The sequence below is a fragment of the Nonomuraea sp. NPDC049709 genome (genome assembly GCF_040674815.1).
Lineage (GTDB): Bacteria > Actinomycetota > Actinomycetes > Streptosporangiales > Streptosporangiaceae > Nonomuraea.
On sequence record NZ_JBFANM010000068.1, the window covers coordinates 19,346 to 35,957 of the forward strand.

Sequence of the window (16,612 nt, forward strand, 5' to 3'; positions counted from 1 at the left end):
TGGCTCTCGCTTTCGCTCGTTCCCTCAGGCGCGCGCGGGCCTCTCGGGCCCTTCCGGCGTGGCCGGGCGCCAGGGCGCGAAGGCGCTCGCCGTTCTCGGCAGGTGGCCCGCCAGCTCAGGGCAGTGCCGCAGGATGACGCTGGTCATGCCGTTGCGCTCGATCCAGTCCAGCCCCAGCGGGGTGTAGATCTCGGGCCGGAAGTCGACGGTGAGGAACCGGTCGCTCTGCAGGCGGCGGCTGGCCATGAGGATGAAGATGCGGAACGCCGTGTCGCTGAAGCCGAAACGCTCGGGCGGGTTCTCCGCGAAGAGCCCCACCACGGTGTCGATGTCGTCGACCGTGCGGTAGACGTCCTTGAGCCGGGCCAGCGCGTCCGGGTCGGAGGTGAGGTCCTCGAAGCGTCGCAGGCGCGGCTTGTGCAGCCCGGCGCGGAAGTCGTTGTAGCGCGGCACGCCGCGGCGGCGGGTGCGGACGAGGTCCACCACGGACAGGTCGATGATCTCCCCGTTCCGCTCGAACGCCTGCAGCGCGCGCGGGAAGTTGCGCAGCGTGATCGCCCCCGGGTGGGCGATGCCGAACGAGTAGAGCGAGTTCGCCAGGCCCACCCCGCGCATGACGGTCTCCGTGGCCGGGCCCTGCACGTCGTCGAAGCCGAGGGTGCGCAGCGTGCGCCCGGACGCGTGGTCGGCGATGCGGTAGTCGTCGGGGATCAGCGGGTGCATGCGGTAGACGGTGACGAAGTCCTCGGTGAGCGAGTAGGGCACCTCGTGGTGGTCCGGCAGGGTGTCGGGGATGCCCTTGAGCGCGTGCTCGTCGGTCAGCCACAGCCCGAGGTGGGTCAGCCAGTTCCGCGGCGGTCCCGCCCAGTTGGCCTTCAGCCCGATGTCGATCAGATCGGTCGCGAGGATCGCGGGCGTCCACTCCACGGTGTGGATCTTGGCGATCAGGGCGGAGACGACGAGCCGCGCCACGTGGTAGACGGTGTCCTCGTCCATGCTGGGGTACTCGCCGCGCAGGGCCTCGCACACCGCGTTGTGCTCGCGGGCGAAGAGGGTGTGCATGACGCTGAGCCCGAGCCACCAGTTCTCCCGGAACCCGGTGATCGGGATGCCGTCCGGCCCGGGCGCCAGGTGCCCGTCCTCCAGGTGCAGCGCCGCGCCGCCGCCCGGCTCGCGCAGGGACTTCGCGACGCTCTCGTCCCCGCCGTAGACCTCCGAGCCGTCCCACCAGTGGGAGGCGGCGTTGGCGCTCAGGATCGGCGGCCCCGCGCTCCCCGGCAGGCGCACGCCCTGGTCCTCGGCGAAGCGCATGACCGTCTCCGGCGCGCCGCCCGGGGTGTTGGTCCAGGTCATGCCGGGTGGCAGCGGCACCTCGACGCTCTTCGTACCGACCGGGTGGCGCTTGTGGTCGACCCAGTCGTGCACCTGGAACTGGATCCACGCGGCGGCCAGGATGTTCAGCGAGCGCGCCGGGATGAAGGTGTCGCGGTGCAGCAGCTCCCTGCTGACCACCAGCGGATTGGGCACGTCGAAGAGGTCGGGCCGGTAGACGGGCGGCAGGTTACGGCCGAAGGGCGAGCCCAGCGCGCCCATCGCCGGCGCGGACAGGTCGTTGTAGCTGCCGTCGTACGTGCGGCGGGTCCGCAGGTGCTCGTCGATGGGCGGCGGCACCGGGTGGGCCGCCGGCGGGGCGTCGCGGGTCTCGGTGTCGATGAGGTTGTCGCGGCGCAGTACCTGGCGGATGGCCTGGATGTTGAGCAGGCCCAGCCAGGTCGGCAGCTTGTGCCACGGGACGGCCCGGTTGAGGGCGCCGAAGCCGCGCTGCAGCAGCTCGCCGACGACGACGTTGCGCCCCGGCGGCGGCGTGACGAAGCGCAGGCCGCGGCGGTGGGCGCTGCCGGCCTCGTAGGCGGCCTTGCGCGCGCGGTTCAGGTTGCCGAGGGGACGGAACTCGTCAGTGGTGTTCCACGGGTCGAAGGCGAGCTGGTCGATGTGGAGCGCGACGGCGCGCGCGTCGGCGGTGTCGAGGTCCTGGCGCGGGATGGTCAGCGTGGCCACCGGGATGGCGGGGGTGTCCTCCTCCGGCCAGTCGGTCGCGCCGTTCTCGATGGGCGTGCTCCTGGCGTCCACGTAGCGTTGCACGCACAGCTCGAAGACGACGTCCGCCCTGGCCAGCCGGGCGGCCAGCTCGTGGCTCAGGTAGTCGGGGTCGCTCCGCGAGGCGGGCGGCGCCGCCGGCGCTCCCGCGGCCGGGCGGAGCCGGTAGCGCACCGGCCCGGCAGCTCCCCACAGGATCGCACCGCGGCTCCAGTACGTCTCGAGCGCGAGGCTGCGTACCTGGTGCCTGATTCCCTCGGTCACGTTCCGCCGCATGCGCGCGGCCGCGGACCAGCCGACCGCCAGCGGCAGCTTGACGAACACCCCGATCGCCCTGCGCGGGGTCGAGTCCGCACCGGCCATGGCCCGCGCGAACGCGACGAACTCGCGCGCGTCGCGGGCGTGGGAGACCGGATAGTTCGTCATCAGCAGGTCGTGGGCCTGATCCGGCCCCACCTGGACCCGCAGCGCCGCGCCGCGCAGATCGGGGGCGAAGTCCGGCCTGCGGGTGCCGGAGGCGTTGGACAGCCGCACCGTGACCGGGTATTCGGCGCCAGGCTGGGCGAAGCCGGTCCGCAGGTCTTCCGGAAGGTCCTGGCGGAACGTCATCCTGGCGTTCTCGACGCCGAGAATCGCCTTGGCGTGGAAGGCCCGCTCTATGCCGGGGGCGCCGCTGCGTCGCTGGATCTTCAACTGGACCCGCATGAGGTCGCGGGCCAGCCGTTCGAAGATCACCCGTTCTCTCTCGGGGGTGCCTCCGACATAACGCTCGTACTGCTCGGTCGCGGGTGATTCGCGCACCGCCGGAGTTTCCCCGGCAACGCGCTCCTGCTGTCTGGTCATGTGGATTCCCCTCCCGGCACTCGCCCGCACGAGCGGATCGCGCGACCCTGGAATGCGATTCCCGCCGGGAATTCAGGCGCATTGTCAGAAGGCGCGCGCCCGGCGGGCGGGCAGGTCAGGCCCGGCTGTCCCATCATCGCCGGGGGCGATGTCCGTACGGAACAACACAGGGCGCATTCAGCCCAAGGGATATCCTTCCCGATTTACCAGCGAACCAAAGTTGCGCCTTTCTTTGACCAATGCGGGAACGGGTGCGCGTTTAATTTCGCACTTTTGCGGCTCTTCGCCTGCTCTGTCCGATCAGGTGTCGTCGCCTGGATCGCCGCCCGTGGCAGCGTCGAGAAGGTGCGCGCCGGCGTCGTGCAGGGTGATGCCCGTGCCACCCGGAGAACCGGCGGGCATCCACTCGTCGTCGGCGGCCACCGCCCGGAAGCGGGTGTCGCGGGTCGGACCATCGCCGACGAGGTGGCCGCACAGGCGGCCCGCGCGGTCGTACACGGCCCAACGCCCCGCGTCCACCTGCGGCATCGCGTCCGGGTTGTCCTTGAGCCACTGCGCGTTGGCCGCATGCCCGGGCCGCTCGTCGATCTCGCTCCGGCTGTCCGGAGCCTCGTCCACCTGGTTGTCGTTCTCGCGAGCGCTACTCATACGGTGTCTCGCTCTCCATCGGTGCGCCCGACCGGCACACACCGCCGGACGGCGGCGTCCCGGCGAACGCGCGGAGCCTGAGTGCTCCGGGACCCGCGATCCTACCGGCTGCTCCAGGCGCGGCGTTCCTCAGGCGGGCTCATCACCGGAGCTGACGGCGCTCGGAGTGCTTTCGCCGGGCGCCGATCCGGCGGCGGGACCGAGGGGTTCCAGCCAGCCGAGCCGCTCGGCCAGGTCACGGGCGCTGCCGATGACGGTGGCGATGTGAGAGGAGGGGTTGGCCTCGTGCCACAGCAGTGACCAGGGGTAGCGGGTGGCGGGCTCGATCAGCGGCCGCCAGATGGTGCCCGGCCGGTTGGAGGTACGGAAGGAGGAAGGGACGCAGTAGACGCAGCGGTGCTGGAGGACGAGGTCGGCCGCGGCGCGGCTGCTCTGCACGGTGCCCTCGTAGACGGTGGGCGCGAACCCGGCCGAGCGGCACAGCGTGAGGACGAACTGGTTGAGCTCCGGGGTCTGCGATTCCTCGCCGAGGAGCAGGCGCTCATCGGCGAGCGCGGCCACGGACACGCCGTCGAGCCCGGCGAAGCGGTGCTCGTCGGGCACCAGCACGCCCAGCGGATCGAGCCTGATCAGCTTGGAGGTCACCTCGGCCGGCGCCTGGGAGGCGTGCCCGATGGCGATGTCCAGGCGGCCGTCGGCCAGCTGCCGGTACTGCTCGGAGGTGCCCGCCTCGACCTGATGGATCGTGATGCCGGGGTGGCCGCGCTGGAGCTCGCGCAGGATCTGCGGCATGGTGTCGTAGCCGGCGTCGATGATGCCGGCACGCAGCGTGGGCGCCGATGTGACGGCGTTGCGCGCGGCCTGCCCGGCCCGGCCCACGTGATCGAGGATCTGACGCGCCTCGACGAGGAAGGCCGCACCCGCCGCCGTCAGATCGACGTGGTGGGTGCTGCGGTCCAGCAGGCGCACGCCCAGCTCACGTTCCAGCCGCTGGATCTGCTGGCTCAACGCGGACTGCACGATGTGCTCGCGGGCGGCCGCCCGGCCGAAGTGCAACTCTTCGGCCAGCGTCACGAAATAGCGCAACTGACGCAACTCCATGCCCGCCACCCCTTCCCACCCGGGCGGCACCCATCACGGGCTATTTCCCCCACTCTAGGTGCCAGGTGCCGTACTGGAGCGCGCCTGATCCGCGACAGACCCGGGGCGTCAGTCAGTTCGGGGCGGGGGCACCGTCGGGTGGTGGCGGGCCGGCGCGGCGGCGCTGGACGCGGCCGGCGTCGGGCCAGTGCACGTCGCTCACCCAGCCGGCCCGCTCGAACAGGCGGATCATGGCGGCGGACGGGTCGACCTGGCCACGATCCACACCATGCCTAGCGCAGCTGGGCTCGCTGTGGTGGCCGTTGTGCCAGCTCTCGCCGAAGGACAGCAGGGCCAGCGGCCACACGTTGGTCGAGCGGTCGTGGCGCCGGGTCTTGAAGGGCCTGTCGCCGATGACGTGGCAGAGCGAGTTGACGCTCCAGGTGACGTGCTGGAGCAGCGCGATGCGGATCAGCCCGGCCCACAGGAAGGCGGTCAGGCCGCCGTACAGGGTGCCGGAGAACGCCCACCCGGCCAGGAACGGCAGCGCCAGCGACAGCGCGCACAACGCGGGGAAGGCGCGGGCGACGCGCCGCATGGCCGGCTCGGCCAGCAGGTCCGGGGCGTACCGGTCGGCCGGGGTCCGGTCGTCGGTGAACAGCCAGCCCAGATGGGCGTGGGCAAGCCCCCGAAGCTGCCCGCGAAGGTCGGTGCCGTACCGGTAGGGGGAGTGCGGATCGCCCGGCCGGTCGGTGAACGCGTGATGGCGACGGTGCACGGCCACCCAGTCGATCACGTTCCCCTGGAAGCCCATCGACCCGGCGACCGCCAGCGTCACGCGCAACCACGGCCGGGCGGTGAAGGAGGCATGGGTGAGCAGCCGATGGAACCCGACCGTCACCCCCAGACCGGTCACCACGTACAGGATCGCGGCCACGAGCAGATCGGTGAGCGCGACGCCCCGCCCCCACGCCAGGACGATCACCAGGCCGAGGGCGACGAACGGCAGCACGACGATCGCGGCCGTCAGTGCCACCTGTGGTCGGGAAGCGGGATCGTGCTCTTCCGCTCCGGGGAACGGTGCGGAGCCGTCGTAGTCCTGACGGCGCTCCACCGCTGGTTCGGTGATAGCCATGAAGTCTCTTTCGTCTCGTTTTATACGTTTCGTCGGTGCACGTAGCAATAGCGCCAGGTCGACCCCGGCTCCAGGGATGCGACCACGGGGTGGTCGGTCTCCTCGTAGTGGGCGCGGGCGTGGCCGCCACCCCGCGCGTCATCGGAGCAGGCCACCCAGCCGCAGCTCAGGCACACCAGCAACCGCGTCCAGGCGTGGTCGGCGACCGGGCACGCCTGGCATTCGCGTTTCGTGGATTCCGCGACCGGAAGCGCGTTCATGTGATCACAGCGCGGTGCCTGACCGTTCAGGCCCGCCCGCGCCGCTACTTTCGTTCCCTCCGCGTCCAGGGGCATCGCGACCGCCTCACGGTGACAGCGGCGCACAATGCGCCGGCTGCTCACTCACCAGTCAACGGGGGCGGCGGTCCAGCGGAAACGTGCAATCCCAGCAAAGCCCATCATCAGGAGAGATAGCAGGCGCTGACGTGCTCGGGACCCTGGGCCGTGCGCGGTCAGGCGGGGGCGTCGCGCAGGCGTTCCACGCGGATCCCGCGCAGCAGCAGCTCCGACACCGCCGCCGCGGCCAGCAGGCTGATCAGCAGGGCGGCGCCGATCACGAGGGCGACCGGCGTGGCCGCCACGTCGTGCGGCAGCGGCGGCGTGACGGGCGCCTCGATGAACTGCGGGATCCTGCCGAGCGCCGCCCGGGCCGCCACCAGTCCCGCCAGCAGCCCGGCCAGGGTGCCCGCGGCCACCGTGATCGCCTGCTCCAGCAGGAGCGCCACCCGCAGCGCCGCCACCTTGGCGCCGGACGCCTCCAGCGCGGCCAGCTCGTACGCGCGCCTCCTGGCCGCCGTGTGGAGCGCGAGCACCGTGCGCCCGAGTGCCAGCGCGGCCGCCGCCAGCGCGGAGGCCAGCAGCAGCAACAGCGCCAGCCCCGGCCCCTGCCCGGCGAACGACGCGGTCAGGTCGGTCACGTGCCGCCGCGACACCACCGACAACCCCTCTCGCTCCAGGGCCCGTTCCAGCGCGGCCGTGTCGGCCAGACCGGTCCACACCTGGTGGACGGCCTTCTCGTGCACCCCGTACGCCATCCGGTCGGCCTGCTCCAGGTTCATCAGGACGCCCACGTCGGTCAGGCCCGGTGCGGCGGCGGACGCGACGGCGGTGCGCACCGGGCCGGCGAAGGCGTTGTCGAGCCCCGGCACCGCGCTGGTGCCGATCTGCCCGACCGCGACCGCCGGCGGCTGCGGGTCGTACGTGGCGGGGCGCAGCGTCTGGTTGTCGACCATGGTGATCGCGAACGTGCCGTCGCGCTGGAGCGGGTTCTCGTTGTTCCACCACGGCGGCATGGCCAGGGACCGCCAGCGGCCCTGCTCGCGTACCGCCATGCCGGTGACGGTCACCCGGACGAACGCCGACTCCTCGAACTGCGCCGGCGGCAGCGGCTCCCCGCGGAAGGCGCGCAACTCGCACCGGGACCGCTCGCAGGCCGGCGGCAGGTTCCACTCGTGCACCCCGGAGCGTCCGGTCAGCTCGCCGAGCGGGAACTGGGCAGGCCGCAGCTGGCCCGGCACCCGGAACGTGACGGACAGCTTGATCGTCCAGCCCTTCGGCGGCCGGTCGTGCGCCACCTCGGCGCGGAACCTGTCGCCGCGCACCCACACCCGCGGTGCGGCCGGCGTCGGCAGCTTGGCGGCCGCCTGGGCCAGGGACACGCCGCCCGCCAGGCCGGGTCGCCAGGCCGCGCCCACGGCGGCCAGCCGCGCGGGGTCCGAGGCGATCAGCTGCGGCGGGCCCGGCACCTTGACCACCGGCGCGGCGGTCCTGCCGCCGGGGTCGGCGGCCGCCACGGCGGCGATCAGCCTGCTCGGCTCGACCGGCCGGACCGTGATCGCCGTGGCCGCGCCGTTGTGGAAGCGCGCCGTCTCCGCGTAGTCGCCCGACGTGGCGCTCCAGGCCGACACCGCGAACGTGGCCAGCCCGAACGCCGCCCCCAGCACGATCACGCTGCCCGCGGCCACCGGCCCCCTGGCCACCTGCCGCAACGCCAGGAACGGCCCCAGCCCGCCCCGCCGTCTGGTGACCCCGAACAGCCCCCTGGCCAGCACCGGCAACGCCCGGCCGGCCAGCAGCGCCACGCCCAGCGCGACCAGCCCGGGCACCGCCAGCGCACCCGAGCTGCGTCCCGACACGTCCGTGATCACGCCGGTGGCCAGCAGCTCGACCAGACCCACCGCGGTGACCGCGAGGACCACGGCGTCCAGCACCCAGCCCCGGGCCGTACGGCGGGGCGTGCGCCGCCACTCCTCGGTGACCGGCCGCGTCGCCGTACGCCAGGCGGCCGACGCCGCCGCCAGCACGCCGCCCAGCATCGCCGCGAGCCCGGCCGGCGCGGCGTCCGGCGGGAAGGACACCGGGATCCCCGCGGGCAGCAGCGCGCCGATCATCGCGCCCGCCGCGGCCTGCCCCAGCAGCAGCCCGAGCGGCACCGCGGCGGCGAGCAGCAGCAGCGGCTCGGCCAGCGCGAACAGCCACACCCGCGCCCGCCCGTGCCCGCGCAGCCGGGCCAGCGCGATCTCCGCGCCGCGCGCCCTGACCAGGTCGCCCACGGTCTGGAAGAGCAACATCCAGCCCAGCCCGACCAACTGCGCGATCACCAGGAGCGTCGGCACGCCCAGCGAACCGGTGCCCGCGAGCATGACCTTGACCGTGTCACCCATCCGGGAGAACACGGTGTCGCCCGAGTTCCGGCCCGCGGACTCGGCGGCGGCCTGCATCGCGGCCAGCTTCGCCACGTCCGTCCCGTCCAGCCGGTCCGCGACGATGGGGACGATGGCGTAGTCGGTCCAGCCCGCCCCGTCCCCCGTCCCGCCGGCGTCACCGGAGATGTTGTACGTCTCCAGCCGCGTCTCCGGCACGGTGAACAGCGCGTCCGCCTTGTCCCGGCTCGGCTCCCCGTCCGGGGAGAACAACGTCCTGCCCCACCAGAACGGATCACCGGCCGGCCCCGGCCGATAGATCCCGACCACGGTCAGCGCCGCCGGTTTCCGCCCGGTCGGGGTGTACTCGACGTTCACCACGGCCGACAGCGTGAGCTTCTGCCCCACCTTGAACCCCGACGCCTGGCTGGCCAGCACCTCCTTGGCGGCGCGCGGGCAGGCGCCCTTTACCAACGGCAGGTGGTCGCACTGCCCGTCCTGCCAGATCAGCGAGTACGCGCGCCGGTCGCCCGGCCGGCCGCTGCTCGCCTCCATCCCGAGCACCGGCGGGCCGGTGAAGTCCGCGCCCGCCGTGAACGCCGCCACCTTGGCCTCGATGCCGCCCGCGGCCGTCGTGTACCGCCAGCCGCGCCCCTCCAGCGGCGCCGCCCGCACCGCGTCCCTGGCGATCGTCGTGCGGGCCGCCGCCGAGTAGATCGGCCCGACGGCCGCCGACGCGATCGGCACGACCGCGATCAGCAGGACGACCAGCGAGAGGGTGCGGCGTTCCCAGAGGCCGCGCAGGATCACGGTTCGGCCCTCCTGAGCGCGATGCCGTCCTCGAGCTCCTCGATCCGCGCCATGGAACCGGGCGGCAGCAGGCGGTGGTATTCGGGCGGCACCTGCACGGCTCCTTCGCGGCCGACGACCACGAAGTCCTCGCCGCGCCTGCCCTCCGCGCCGACCCGGCCGTCCCTGATCGTCACCGTACGGCTCAGCGCCTCGCTCACCGCGACGTCGTGCGTGACCACGACCGCGGTCGTGCCCTCGGCCGCGGCGACGTCCTTGATGAGCTCGACCACCCGCGCGCCCGACTCCTCGTCGAGCTGGCTGGTGGGCTCGTCGGCCAGCAGCAGCTTGGGCGCGTTGGCCAGCGCCACGGCCAGGGCGAGCCGCTGCTGCTCGCCGCCGGACATCCGCCCCGCCGGACGGTCGCCCGCTCCCGCCAGGCCCACCCTTCCCAGCAGGTCGCGGGCCCGGCGGCGGGCACGGGCCCGGTTGCCTCCGACGGCGCGCTGGGCGAAGGCGATGTTCTGGGCGGCGGAGAGGTAGCCGATGAGGTTGCGTGCCGGGTTCTGCAGCATCACGCCGATGTGCGCGGCCCGCAGCCGGTCCAGCCTGCGCTGGTCGAGCCGTCCCAGATCGGTGCCGTCCAGCCACAGGCGGCCCGCGCTCGGGCGCAGCAGCCCGGCCAGCAGCCACAGCAGCGTCGACTTGCCCGCACCCGAGGGGCCGAGCAGGGCGACCGTCTCGCCCGCCTCGATCACCAGCTCCACGTCGCGCAACGCGACGACCTCGACGTCCTGCGCCTTGTAGATCTGCACGATCCCGTCACACCTGATGACGCTCATGGGCGGTACTCCCGGGCGAGGCGGTCACCGCTCATGCGCGGTACTCCCGGGGCCAGGCGGTCACCGCTCATGGGCGGTACTTCCGGGGCGAGGCGGTCACCGCTCATGGGGAGCTCCTCGACTGCCGGTGCCGGGCCAGAGCGCGCAGCTCGATCACCCGGTCGCAGCGCTCGGCCACCTCGGGGTCGTGCGTGGCGATCACCAGCGTGGTGCCGTCGTCCGTCGCCGCGAGCAGCGCGTCCAGCACGAGCGCCCGATGCGTCTCGTCCTGCTCGGCCGTCGGCTCGTCGGCCAGCAGCACCCGGGGCCGCAACGCCAGCGCCCTGGCCACCGCGACGCGCTGCTGCTGCCCGCCGGACAGCTCCTCGACCAGGTGATCGGCGAACTTCGACACCCGCAGCCGCTCCAGCGTCTCCGCCGCCAGCCGTACCGCCTCGCGCGGCGCCCGACCGGCCGCCCTGAGCGCCACCTCGACGTTCTCGGCCGCGGTGAGCAGGCTCAGCAGCCCGTACGACTGGAAGACGAGCGCGAGCCCGGCCCGGAGCTCGGGCTGCTCGTCCAGGGGCACGCCGCCGACCAGGACCCGGCCCGCGGCGGGCGGGAGCAGCCCGGCCAGCGTGGTCAGCAACGTGGTCTTGCCGGAACCCGAGGGGCCCATGAGCGCCACGCGCTCGGCGCGGTCCAGCTCAAGGGTGAGGTCTTCGATGATCGTGCGCCCACCCGCCCGGCAGCTGAGTGCGCGGCAGGCGAGCGCCGGTCCAGGCGCCACTCGCGGATCATCCTCCCGATGGGTGATCCACGTCAACGCTCACCAAGGGGCTGTCCGTCCAGCGGCACCCTCTGCGTCGTACCCGAACGGTTATAAGCCGAGTGTCGCCGGCTCACCTGTGGGAGGGTTGGTGCCACGTAGTCGTACGGCCCGGCCCAGGCCACCGTCCAGGGTCGAGGGAGGAGCGACGCGTGGCCCATCCGACGGTTCCCTGGAATCCCGACCTGTCCGGGATCGACCCTGATCGCATGGACACGTTCGTCACCGCCATGGACCGCGCTTGCGGGGTCGTCGCCGAGCAGACCCAGGCGATCAGGGCGGAGCTGACGCGCGTGGGCGCGGGCACGCTGACGTTGACCCCTTTCGTGGAGATCGAAGGCTGGGTCCGGGGGCAGGTGCCGGCGTTACGGGCACGCAACGCCGTCATCCGCAGGCGCGTCCCCGGCTGGGCGCCGGGCATCGTGACGTACGACGAGGCCGCGATGCCGTTCGCCACGCCGGAGCAGTCCCGGCGCGAAGGCGCGGCCATGGGCACGCTCTTCCGGCAGTACGCCCTGGAGGCCGAGCGCGGCATGAGCAGCCCGCGGCCGAACGACGCCGCCCAGCGCTTCAAGGAGCTGATGGAGCGGGTGCTGGCGCGCAAGGACGACCCCGACTTCGCCGCGGCCTTCTTCGGCGAGCTCGGGACAGCGGGGACCGTGGCCCTGCCCAAGAACATCCTCGACCTGTTCGGACCGGCCGCGACCGGCATCCCCGTGGGGCCCGAGGAGAAGAAGATCCTGGGCGACTTCAGCCGCCTGTTCGCCGCCGCCACCACCGCCTCCCCTCCCGACCCGCGCTTCCCCAAGGTCATGAGCGACATCGAGCGGGGCGGGGAGGGCATCGACTCCGACTCGCTGTCCTGGCTCGTCAGCGAAGGCACCTTCCCCACGCAGTGGCTCACCGCCGTGGCCCGCCGCCACCTCCAGCCCACCCCGACCGGCCGGGTGGATACCACCGGCCGCTTCCTCAGCGCCCTGTCCCGCAACCCCACGGCGGCCCGAGCCTCGGTGACGGACCTCGCGCGGCTGAGCACGCACGTGTCGCGCGACCCGGCCGCCAGCGACGCGTTCGGCCGCATGCTGGCGGCGGCGTCGGGCGTGTACGACGAGAAGGACGGGGCGCACAGCGAGAACGCGGCCAGGTTCGCGTTCCAGGTGATCACGCAGGGGCCGGGGCTGCTGAAGCACGACGCGATGCGGAAACACTTCGCCGAGATCGCCGGCGCGTACGCCACGGAGTTCGCCGCGACACCGCCTCCGATCGATCCCGACTGGCAACTGCCGAGCCAGTTCGGCGGCTTCAACGACAAACTGATCGGAACGTCCCCGATGTTCCGCCTGTCGCTGACGGACAACTATCGGTTCATGAAGACCTTCGCCGACACCGATACCCATATGGAGCCGTTCAACAGAGGCATGGCGGCGCTTACTCAGCGGCTCTTCCAGGCGGGCGTGCGAGCGGACCGGCACCTGCTGGCCTTCCCCCCTCCGGACCGGCGGCAGCAGGAGACGGCAGTCGAGCAGGTCTTCTCCCGGCTGGGCACGGTCGCTGGCATCCAGTTCGCCGCGATGAAGGCCATCCGCGGCACCGCGGACCTCAAGGACAAGGAGGACGTCGAACGCTTCGGCCAGGTTCTGGACAAAGGGATGGACGCCGGGATGCTGTTCCTTCCCACCGCCGGCGGGCTACCCGCGGCGGCGGGCTGGATGTTCCTCAGCTGGGGACTCAAGGATGGCATCGCAGCCGCGATGGAGCCGGACCTCCGGATGCCGGACGTCAACCAGAAGGAGTTGGCGCATGCGCGCGGCGCCCTCTACGAGATCGCCGCCGGGCTCGTCGGACAGGGCTACACCTCGAAGGATCCTCCTGTCGGGTTCAAACCTCCCACCGACCCACTCCTCGTCGATGAGCACGGACACCTGAGGCCGTACTCGGAGATCAGCGCGAATCCGCAGGCCACCAGGGCTTTCCTGGTTTGGTTGAAGGAGAACGGCAGCGTCGATAACGAGGCCGACCGTCGGATGATGGGAAGGGTGGCCGCTGCGGCGGCCTCGAAGTTCGCCGGAGAACGGGACAACGCGGAGAAACATCTCACCACGATCGATCCCGATCTGCAGAAGGTTCTGGACGGAGGAGACTGAAGAATGATCGTTCCCGAGCTACCCGCGCGGGATGCAGTCTGTTTCGCCCGCGGCCTTCGCCTCATGGTCGCTGGGCGTCTCCACAGTGATACTGGTACGAGCCGGGGCAAGCTTGAGCGTCGTCCTGAGCGAACCGGCGCTGTAGGGCTCATGCACCTTGTAGCCCCACGTCGTGCTGAGCCTTCCCGCCATCTCGGCAATGAGGTGGTCATCGAACCTGTTGTACGTGGTCCTCACGGCGTAGGTGCGCTTGACCCCGTCCGACCCGCAGGGCACGTCCTTGCCGCCGGGATCGATGACCACGATCTCCTCCGGACCCGTCTGCTCCATCATCTCGGTGATGTGCCGCTCAAGGGTCTGACCGGCCTGTTCCACCGTCGGGCCGGGATCGGGCGTCGAGCAGGCGGCCAGGACGGCGAGCAGCGCCACGGCGGTCGCACCACGCCACACCGGTGTCATCGGCATCGTCTCCGTTCCGAACGTCGGGCCAGCCGCTCCCATACTCCTCCACCCCACCTCAGGCGTACCCGTAACGTCGAGATGGGTTGGCTGCGATGACCGAGATGCCGGTGGACAATCCCCGCTACGAGGCGCTGCGGCAGGCGCTGGCCAAGGTGGAGCAGCACGTCGCCAGGCTCGGGGCGGCGCTGGACGAGCCGTTCGCCCTCTTCTCCGGTGACACCGTGTGGATCGGGCCCGCCGCCAGGAGGTTCGGGGAGGATCTGAGTCACTACAGGAAGCGGCTCAAGCAGCAGGCCGAGACGGTGCTGGCCGAGCTGGAGGCGGAGCTCAGGCGGACGCCGCCGAAGGTGTCCCCGGCCGTCGCGCAGCAGGAGAGCGCGCGGCTGAGCGGGGAGCCGCCCCGGACGTTCACCGCCTTCTAGGAGCCTTCCAGGAAAGCACTGGGCGGCTGGACCGGCGTCAGGCCCGACCGGCGTCAGGCCGGTCCGAGGTCCTGCCGGATGGCCTGTGCCGCGGCGCGGTGCTCGGCGGCGGCGGCCGGGTCCGTCTCGTCGAGCACGGCGGCGATCCCCTCGTGGGCCAGCGCCTCCTTGTGCCGGTAGCCCAGCTTCGGGGCCAGCTCGAGCGCCTGACGGTGCAGGCGCAGGGCCTCCTCGGGCAGGCCGGCCAGCCGGCAGGTCTCGCCGTAGGCGTGCAGGAAGTGGATCTTCCAGTGTTCCTCGAACAGCTCGTCCAGGAGGGTGAACGCCTGCCGGTGGCTGGCCAGCGCCTCCTCGTAGCGGCCCGTCTCGCGCAGGGCGACGCCCAGGCAGTTGAGGCACCACGCCTCGTTGTGCTTGTGGCCGTCCTCGCGGGCGAGCTCCAGGGCCCGGCGCAGGTGCTGCGCGGCCTCGCCGGGCTGCTCGTGGACGATGGCCATGCCGAGGGTGATCCGGGCCGTCAGCGCGGCCGGCCAGGCGGGGTCGGCGTGCGCGACGTCCAGCACCTCGCGGGCCAGCCGGGCCGCCTCCTCGTGCTGTCCCAGCTGCAGCATCGCCCAGGCCTCGTCCGCGGTCGCGTGGGCCGCGCCCTGCGGGCAGCCGGCGGCGGCGTACAGCTCGCCCGCCCGCCGGAAGAGCTCGAACGGCTCCTCGACGTCGCCCTCGTCCCATCTCAGGTGGCCGCGGCGCATGATCAGATCCGCCTCTGAGCGGGTGTCCCCGGCCTGGGAGACCAGCGGCGCCGCCGCCTCGTACGCGGCGCCGGCCTCCGCCATCCGGCCCGCGTTGTAGCGGGCGAAGCCCAGGTCGCTGTGCGCCTCGGCCAGCTGCCACGAATCGCCCAGCCGCTGCGCGGCCACCAGCGACCGTTCGAAGAGGACGTTGAGGTGCGTCGTGCCGCAGCGCCGCGCGAAGAACGCCCGCATGAAGCGCGGCAGCTCGCACACGTGCGCGTCGGCTCCGGTGGCGACGGCCAGCTCGAAGACGCCCATCAGGTTCGTGTACTCCGTGGCGAACCAGCCGAGTGCGGCGTGCTTGTCGGTGAACCTGGGCAGCTCGGCCGGGGGCCGCCCCGCGGAGGGCGCGCGGCTGCCCGACACGTACGGCATCGCGGCGTCGGCGGCGGCCGCCGCGTGCACGTAGTAGTCGAGCACCCGGCCCAGCGCCTGCGCCCGCTCCTCCGCGGAGTCGTGCTCCGCGGCGGCCCGGTGCGCGTACTGGTGCACCAGGTCGTGCAGCGTGTAGCGGCCGGCTGACGGCTGCTGGACGAGGTGGGCGTCGAGCAGGTCCTCCAGCATCGTCCGGGCGCTGCGCAGCGGCACGTCCGCCAGCGCCGCCGCCACGTACTCGTCGAAGGACGACCCGGACAACAGGCCCAGCAACCGGAACATCCGGCGCTCGGCCCGGTCCAGCTGGCGTACGGACATGGCGAGCGCGCTGTCGAACTCGCTGGCCCCGTCCGCGATCCGCTCGGCCAGGATGCCCACGGTCCAGCCCGGCCGGTGCCGCAGCCGGGCCCCGGCCAGGCGCAGCGCCAGCGGCAGGTGACCGCACAACCGCAGCACCTCGGCCGCGGCCTCCGGGTCGCGGGCCAGCCGGCCGTCCGGACCGCTGGGGTCGCCGCTGGCGCGGGCCAGCAGCTCCGCGCTCTCCTCCGGGGTCAGCACGTCCAGCGACACCGGAGGCACCTCCTCCAGGCCCAGCAACCGGTTGCGGCTGGTGATCAGGGCGACGGAGGAGCCCGCGCCGGGCAGCAGCGGGCGCACCTGGTCGGCGCCGGCGGCATTGTCGAGGACCACGACGGCCCGCCGGCCGGCCAGCTCCGACCGCCAGCAGGCGGCCAGCGGCTCGACACCGCCCTCCTGCGGGATCTTCTCCGACGGGACGTCGAGCGCGGCGAGCAGCGCCCGCAGCGCGGGGTCGGGATCGAGCGGCTCGCGCCCCTCGGTGAACCCGTGCAGGTCCAGATAGAGCTGGGCGTCCGGGTATTCGGCGGCGAGCCGGTGCGCGGCGTGCACCGCCAGGCAGGTCTTGCCGACGCCCGCCATCCCGTCGACGGCGACCACCCGGCTGCTGCCCACCGCGGCGAGGACGGCGGCGAGCTGGGCCTCGCGCCCGGTGAAGTCGGGCACGTCGCGCGGCAGGTCGTTGCGGGGCGGGCGCGGGGCGCCGGCGGGCGGCGACGGGGGCTGGACCTGGCGGCTCGCCTTCGGGGGCGCCGGCAGGGGGTTCGTCGCCCGGGCCCACAGGGGGCGCAGCGGGCGGGGGTCGCGCTTGACCAGGCGGCAGAGCTCGATCACCACGGGCCAGGGCGGCACCGACTGGCCGCTGAGGTAACGCGACAGGGACGACGAGCTGAGGCCCGTGTCCCGCGCGAGGGCGCGCACGCCGCGCCCGGACAGCTCCTGGAGCAGGCGCAGCCTGGCGGCCAGCTCGTCCTGGGGGTCCGCCTTGGCCGTCCGCTGTTGCACCACCACCGGGGTCCTGCCTTTCTGTCCCATCGCGGAAGAAACCTATCGGGACAAATCGCTGCAGGCCAACGCCGTTCCAACTGTCCCACGGTGTCCCACCACCGTCGTCATGGCAAGCCCGTCCCGCTGTG

Annotated in this window: 12 protein-coding genes; 2 read left to right on the top strand and 10 right to left on the bottom strand. The window is 72.7% G+C overall.

The window, feature by feature from the left end; all coding sequences use genetic code 11:
• Positions 1–24: 24 nt before the first annotated feature.
• The 8 genes from AB0J69_RS46165 to AB0J69_RS46200 form a co-directional block, all read right to left on the bottom strand.
• On the bottom strand, positions 25–2,940 hold the full coding sequence (locus tag AB0J69_RS46165; protein ID WP_364131937.1) for a peroxidase family protein: 2,916 nt from the start codon (positions 2,938–2,940) through the stop codon (positions 25–27).
• Between the two features lie 300 nt (positions 2,941–3,240).
• Positions 3,241–3,588, bottom strand: coding sequence for a hypothetical protein (locus tag AB0J69_RS46170; protein ID WP_364131938.1), 348 nt, complete (start codon positions 3,586–3,588; stop codon positions 3,241–3,243).
• A 129-nt stretch (positions 3,589–3,717) separates the two neighbouring features.
• Entirely contained in the window at positions 3,718–4,689 is a 972-nt protein-coding gene (locus tag AB0J69_RS46175) for a LysR substrate-binding domain-containing protein (RefSeq protein ID WP_364131940.1), read from the bottom strand.
• Between the two features lie 112 nt (positions 4,690–4,801).
• Positions 4,802–5,803: an acyl-CoA desaturase gene (locus AB0J69_RS46180; protein WP_364131941.1), complete on the bottom strand. Its 1,002-nt coding sequence runs from the start codon at positions 5,801–5,803 to the stop codon at positions 4,802–4,804.
• Positions 5,804–5,823: 20 nt separating this feature from the next.
• Positions 5,824–6,063 carry a UBP-type zinc finger domain-containing protein gene (locus AB0J69_RS46185; RefSeq protein ID WP_364131943.1) on the bottom strand — a complete coding sequence of 80 codons (240 nt, stop codon included), beginning with the start codon at positions 6,061–6,063 and terminating at the stop codon, positions 5,824–5,826.
• Between the two features lie 233 nt (positions 6,064–6,296).
• Positions 6,297–9,296, bottom strand: coding sequence for an FtsX-like permease family protein (locus AB0J69_RS46190; protein WP_364131945.1), 3,000 nt, complete (start codon positions 9,294–9,296; stop codon positions 6,297–6,299).
• Positions 9,293–10,117 carry an ATP-binding cassette domain-containing protein gene (locus AB0J69_RS46195; RefSeq protein ID WP_364131946.1) on the bottom strand — a complete coding sequence of 275 codons (825 nt, stop codon included), beginning with the start codon at positions 10,115–10,117 and terminating at the stop codon, positions 9,293–9,295. Before AB0J69_RS46195 ends, AB0J69_RS46190 begins: the two co-directional genes overlap by 4 nt.
• Before the next feature lie 103 nt (positions 10,118–10,220).
• Positions 10,221–10,886 carry an ATP-binding cassette domain-containing protein gene (locus AB0J69_RS46200; RefSeq protein ID WP_364131948.1) on the bottom strand — a complete coding sequence of 222 codons (666 nt, stop codon included), beginning with the start codon at positions 10,884–10,886 and terminating at the stop codon, positions 10,221–10,223.
• Positions 10,887–11,077: 191 nt separating this feature from the next.
• Between AB0J69_RS46200 and AB0J69_RS46205 the strand changes: the two genes are divergently transcribed.
• On the top strand, positions 11,078–13,069 hold the full coding sequence (locus AB0J69_RS46205; RefSeq protein ID WP_364131950.1) for a hypothetical protein: 1,992 nt from the start codon (positions 11,078–11,080) through the stop codon (positions 13,067–13,069).
• A gap of 18 nt (positions 13,070–13,087) precedes the next feature.
• On the opposite strand, the gene AB0J69_RS46210 is transcribed toward AB0J69_RS46205, so the two are convergent.
• Positions 13,088–13,498 carry a hypothetical protein gene (locus AB0J69_RS46210; RefSeq protein WP_364131952.1) on the bottom strand — a complete coding sequence of 137 codons (411 nt, stop codon included), beginning with the start codon at positions 13,496–13,498 and terminating at the stop codon, positions 13,088–13,090.
• 125 nt (positions 13,499–13,623) lie between these two features.
• Between AB0J69_RS46210 and AB0J69_RS46215 the strand changes: the two genes are divergently transcribed.
• Entirely contained in the window at positions 13,624–13,953 is a 330-nt protein-coding gene (locus AB0J69_RS46215) for a hypothetical protein (protein WP_364131954.1), read from the top strand.
• A gap of 53 nt (positions 13,954–14,006) precedes the next feature.
• Here AB0J69_RS46215 and AB0J69_RS46220 read toward each other — a convergent pair whose 3' ends face one another.
• Positions 14,007–16,511: a tetratricopeptide repeat protein gene (locus AB0J69_RS46220; protein WP_364131955.1), complete on the bottom strand. Its 2,505-nt coding sequence runs from the start codon at positions 16,509–16,511 to the stop codon at positions 14,007–14,009.
• Between the last annotated feature and the right edge of the window lie 101 nt (positions 16,512–16,612).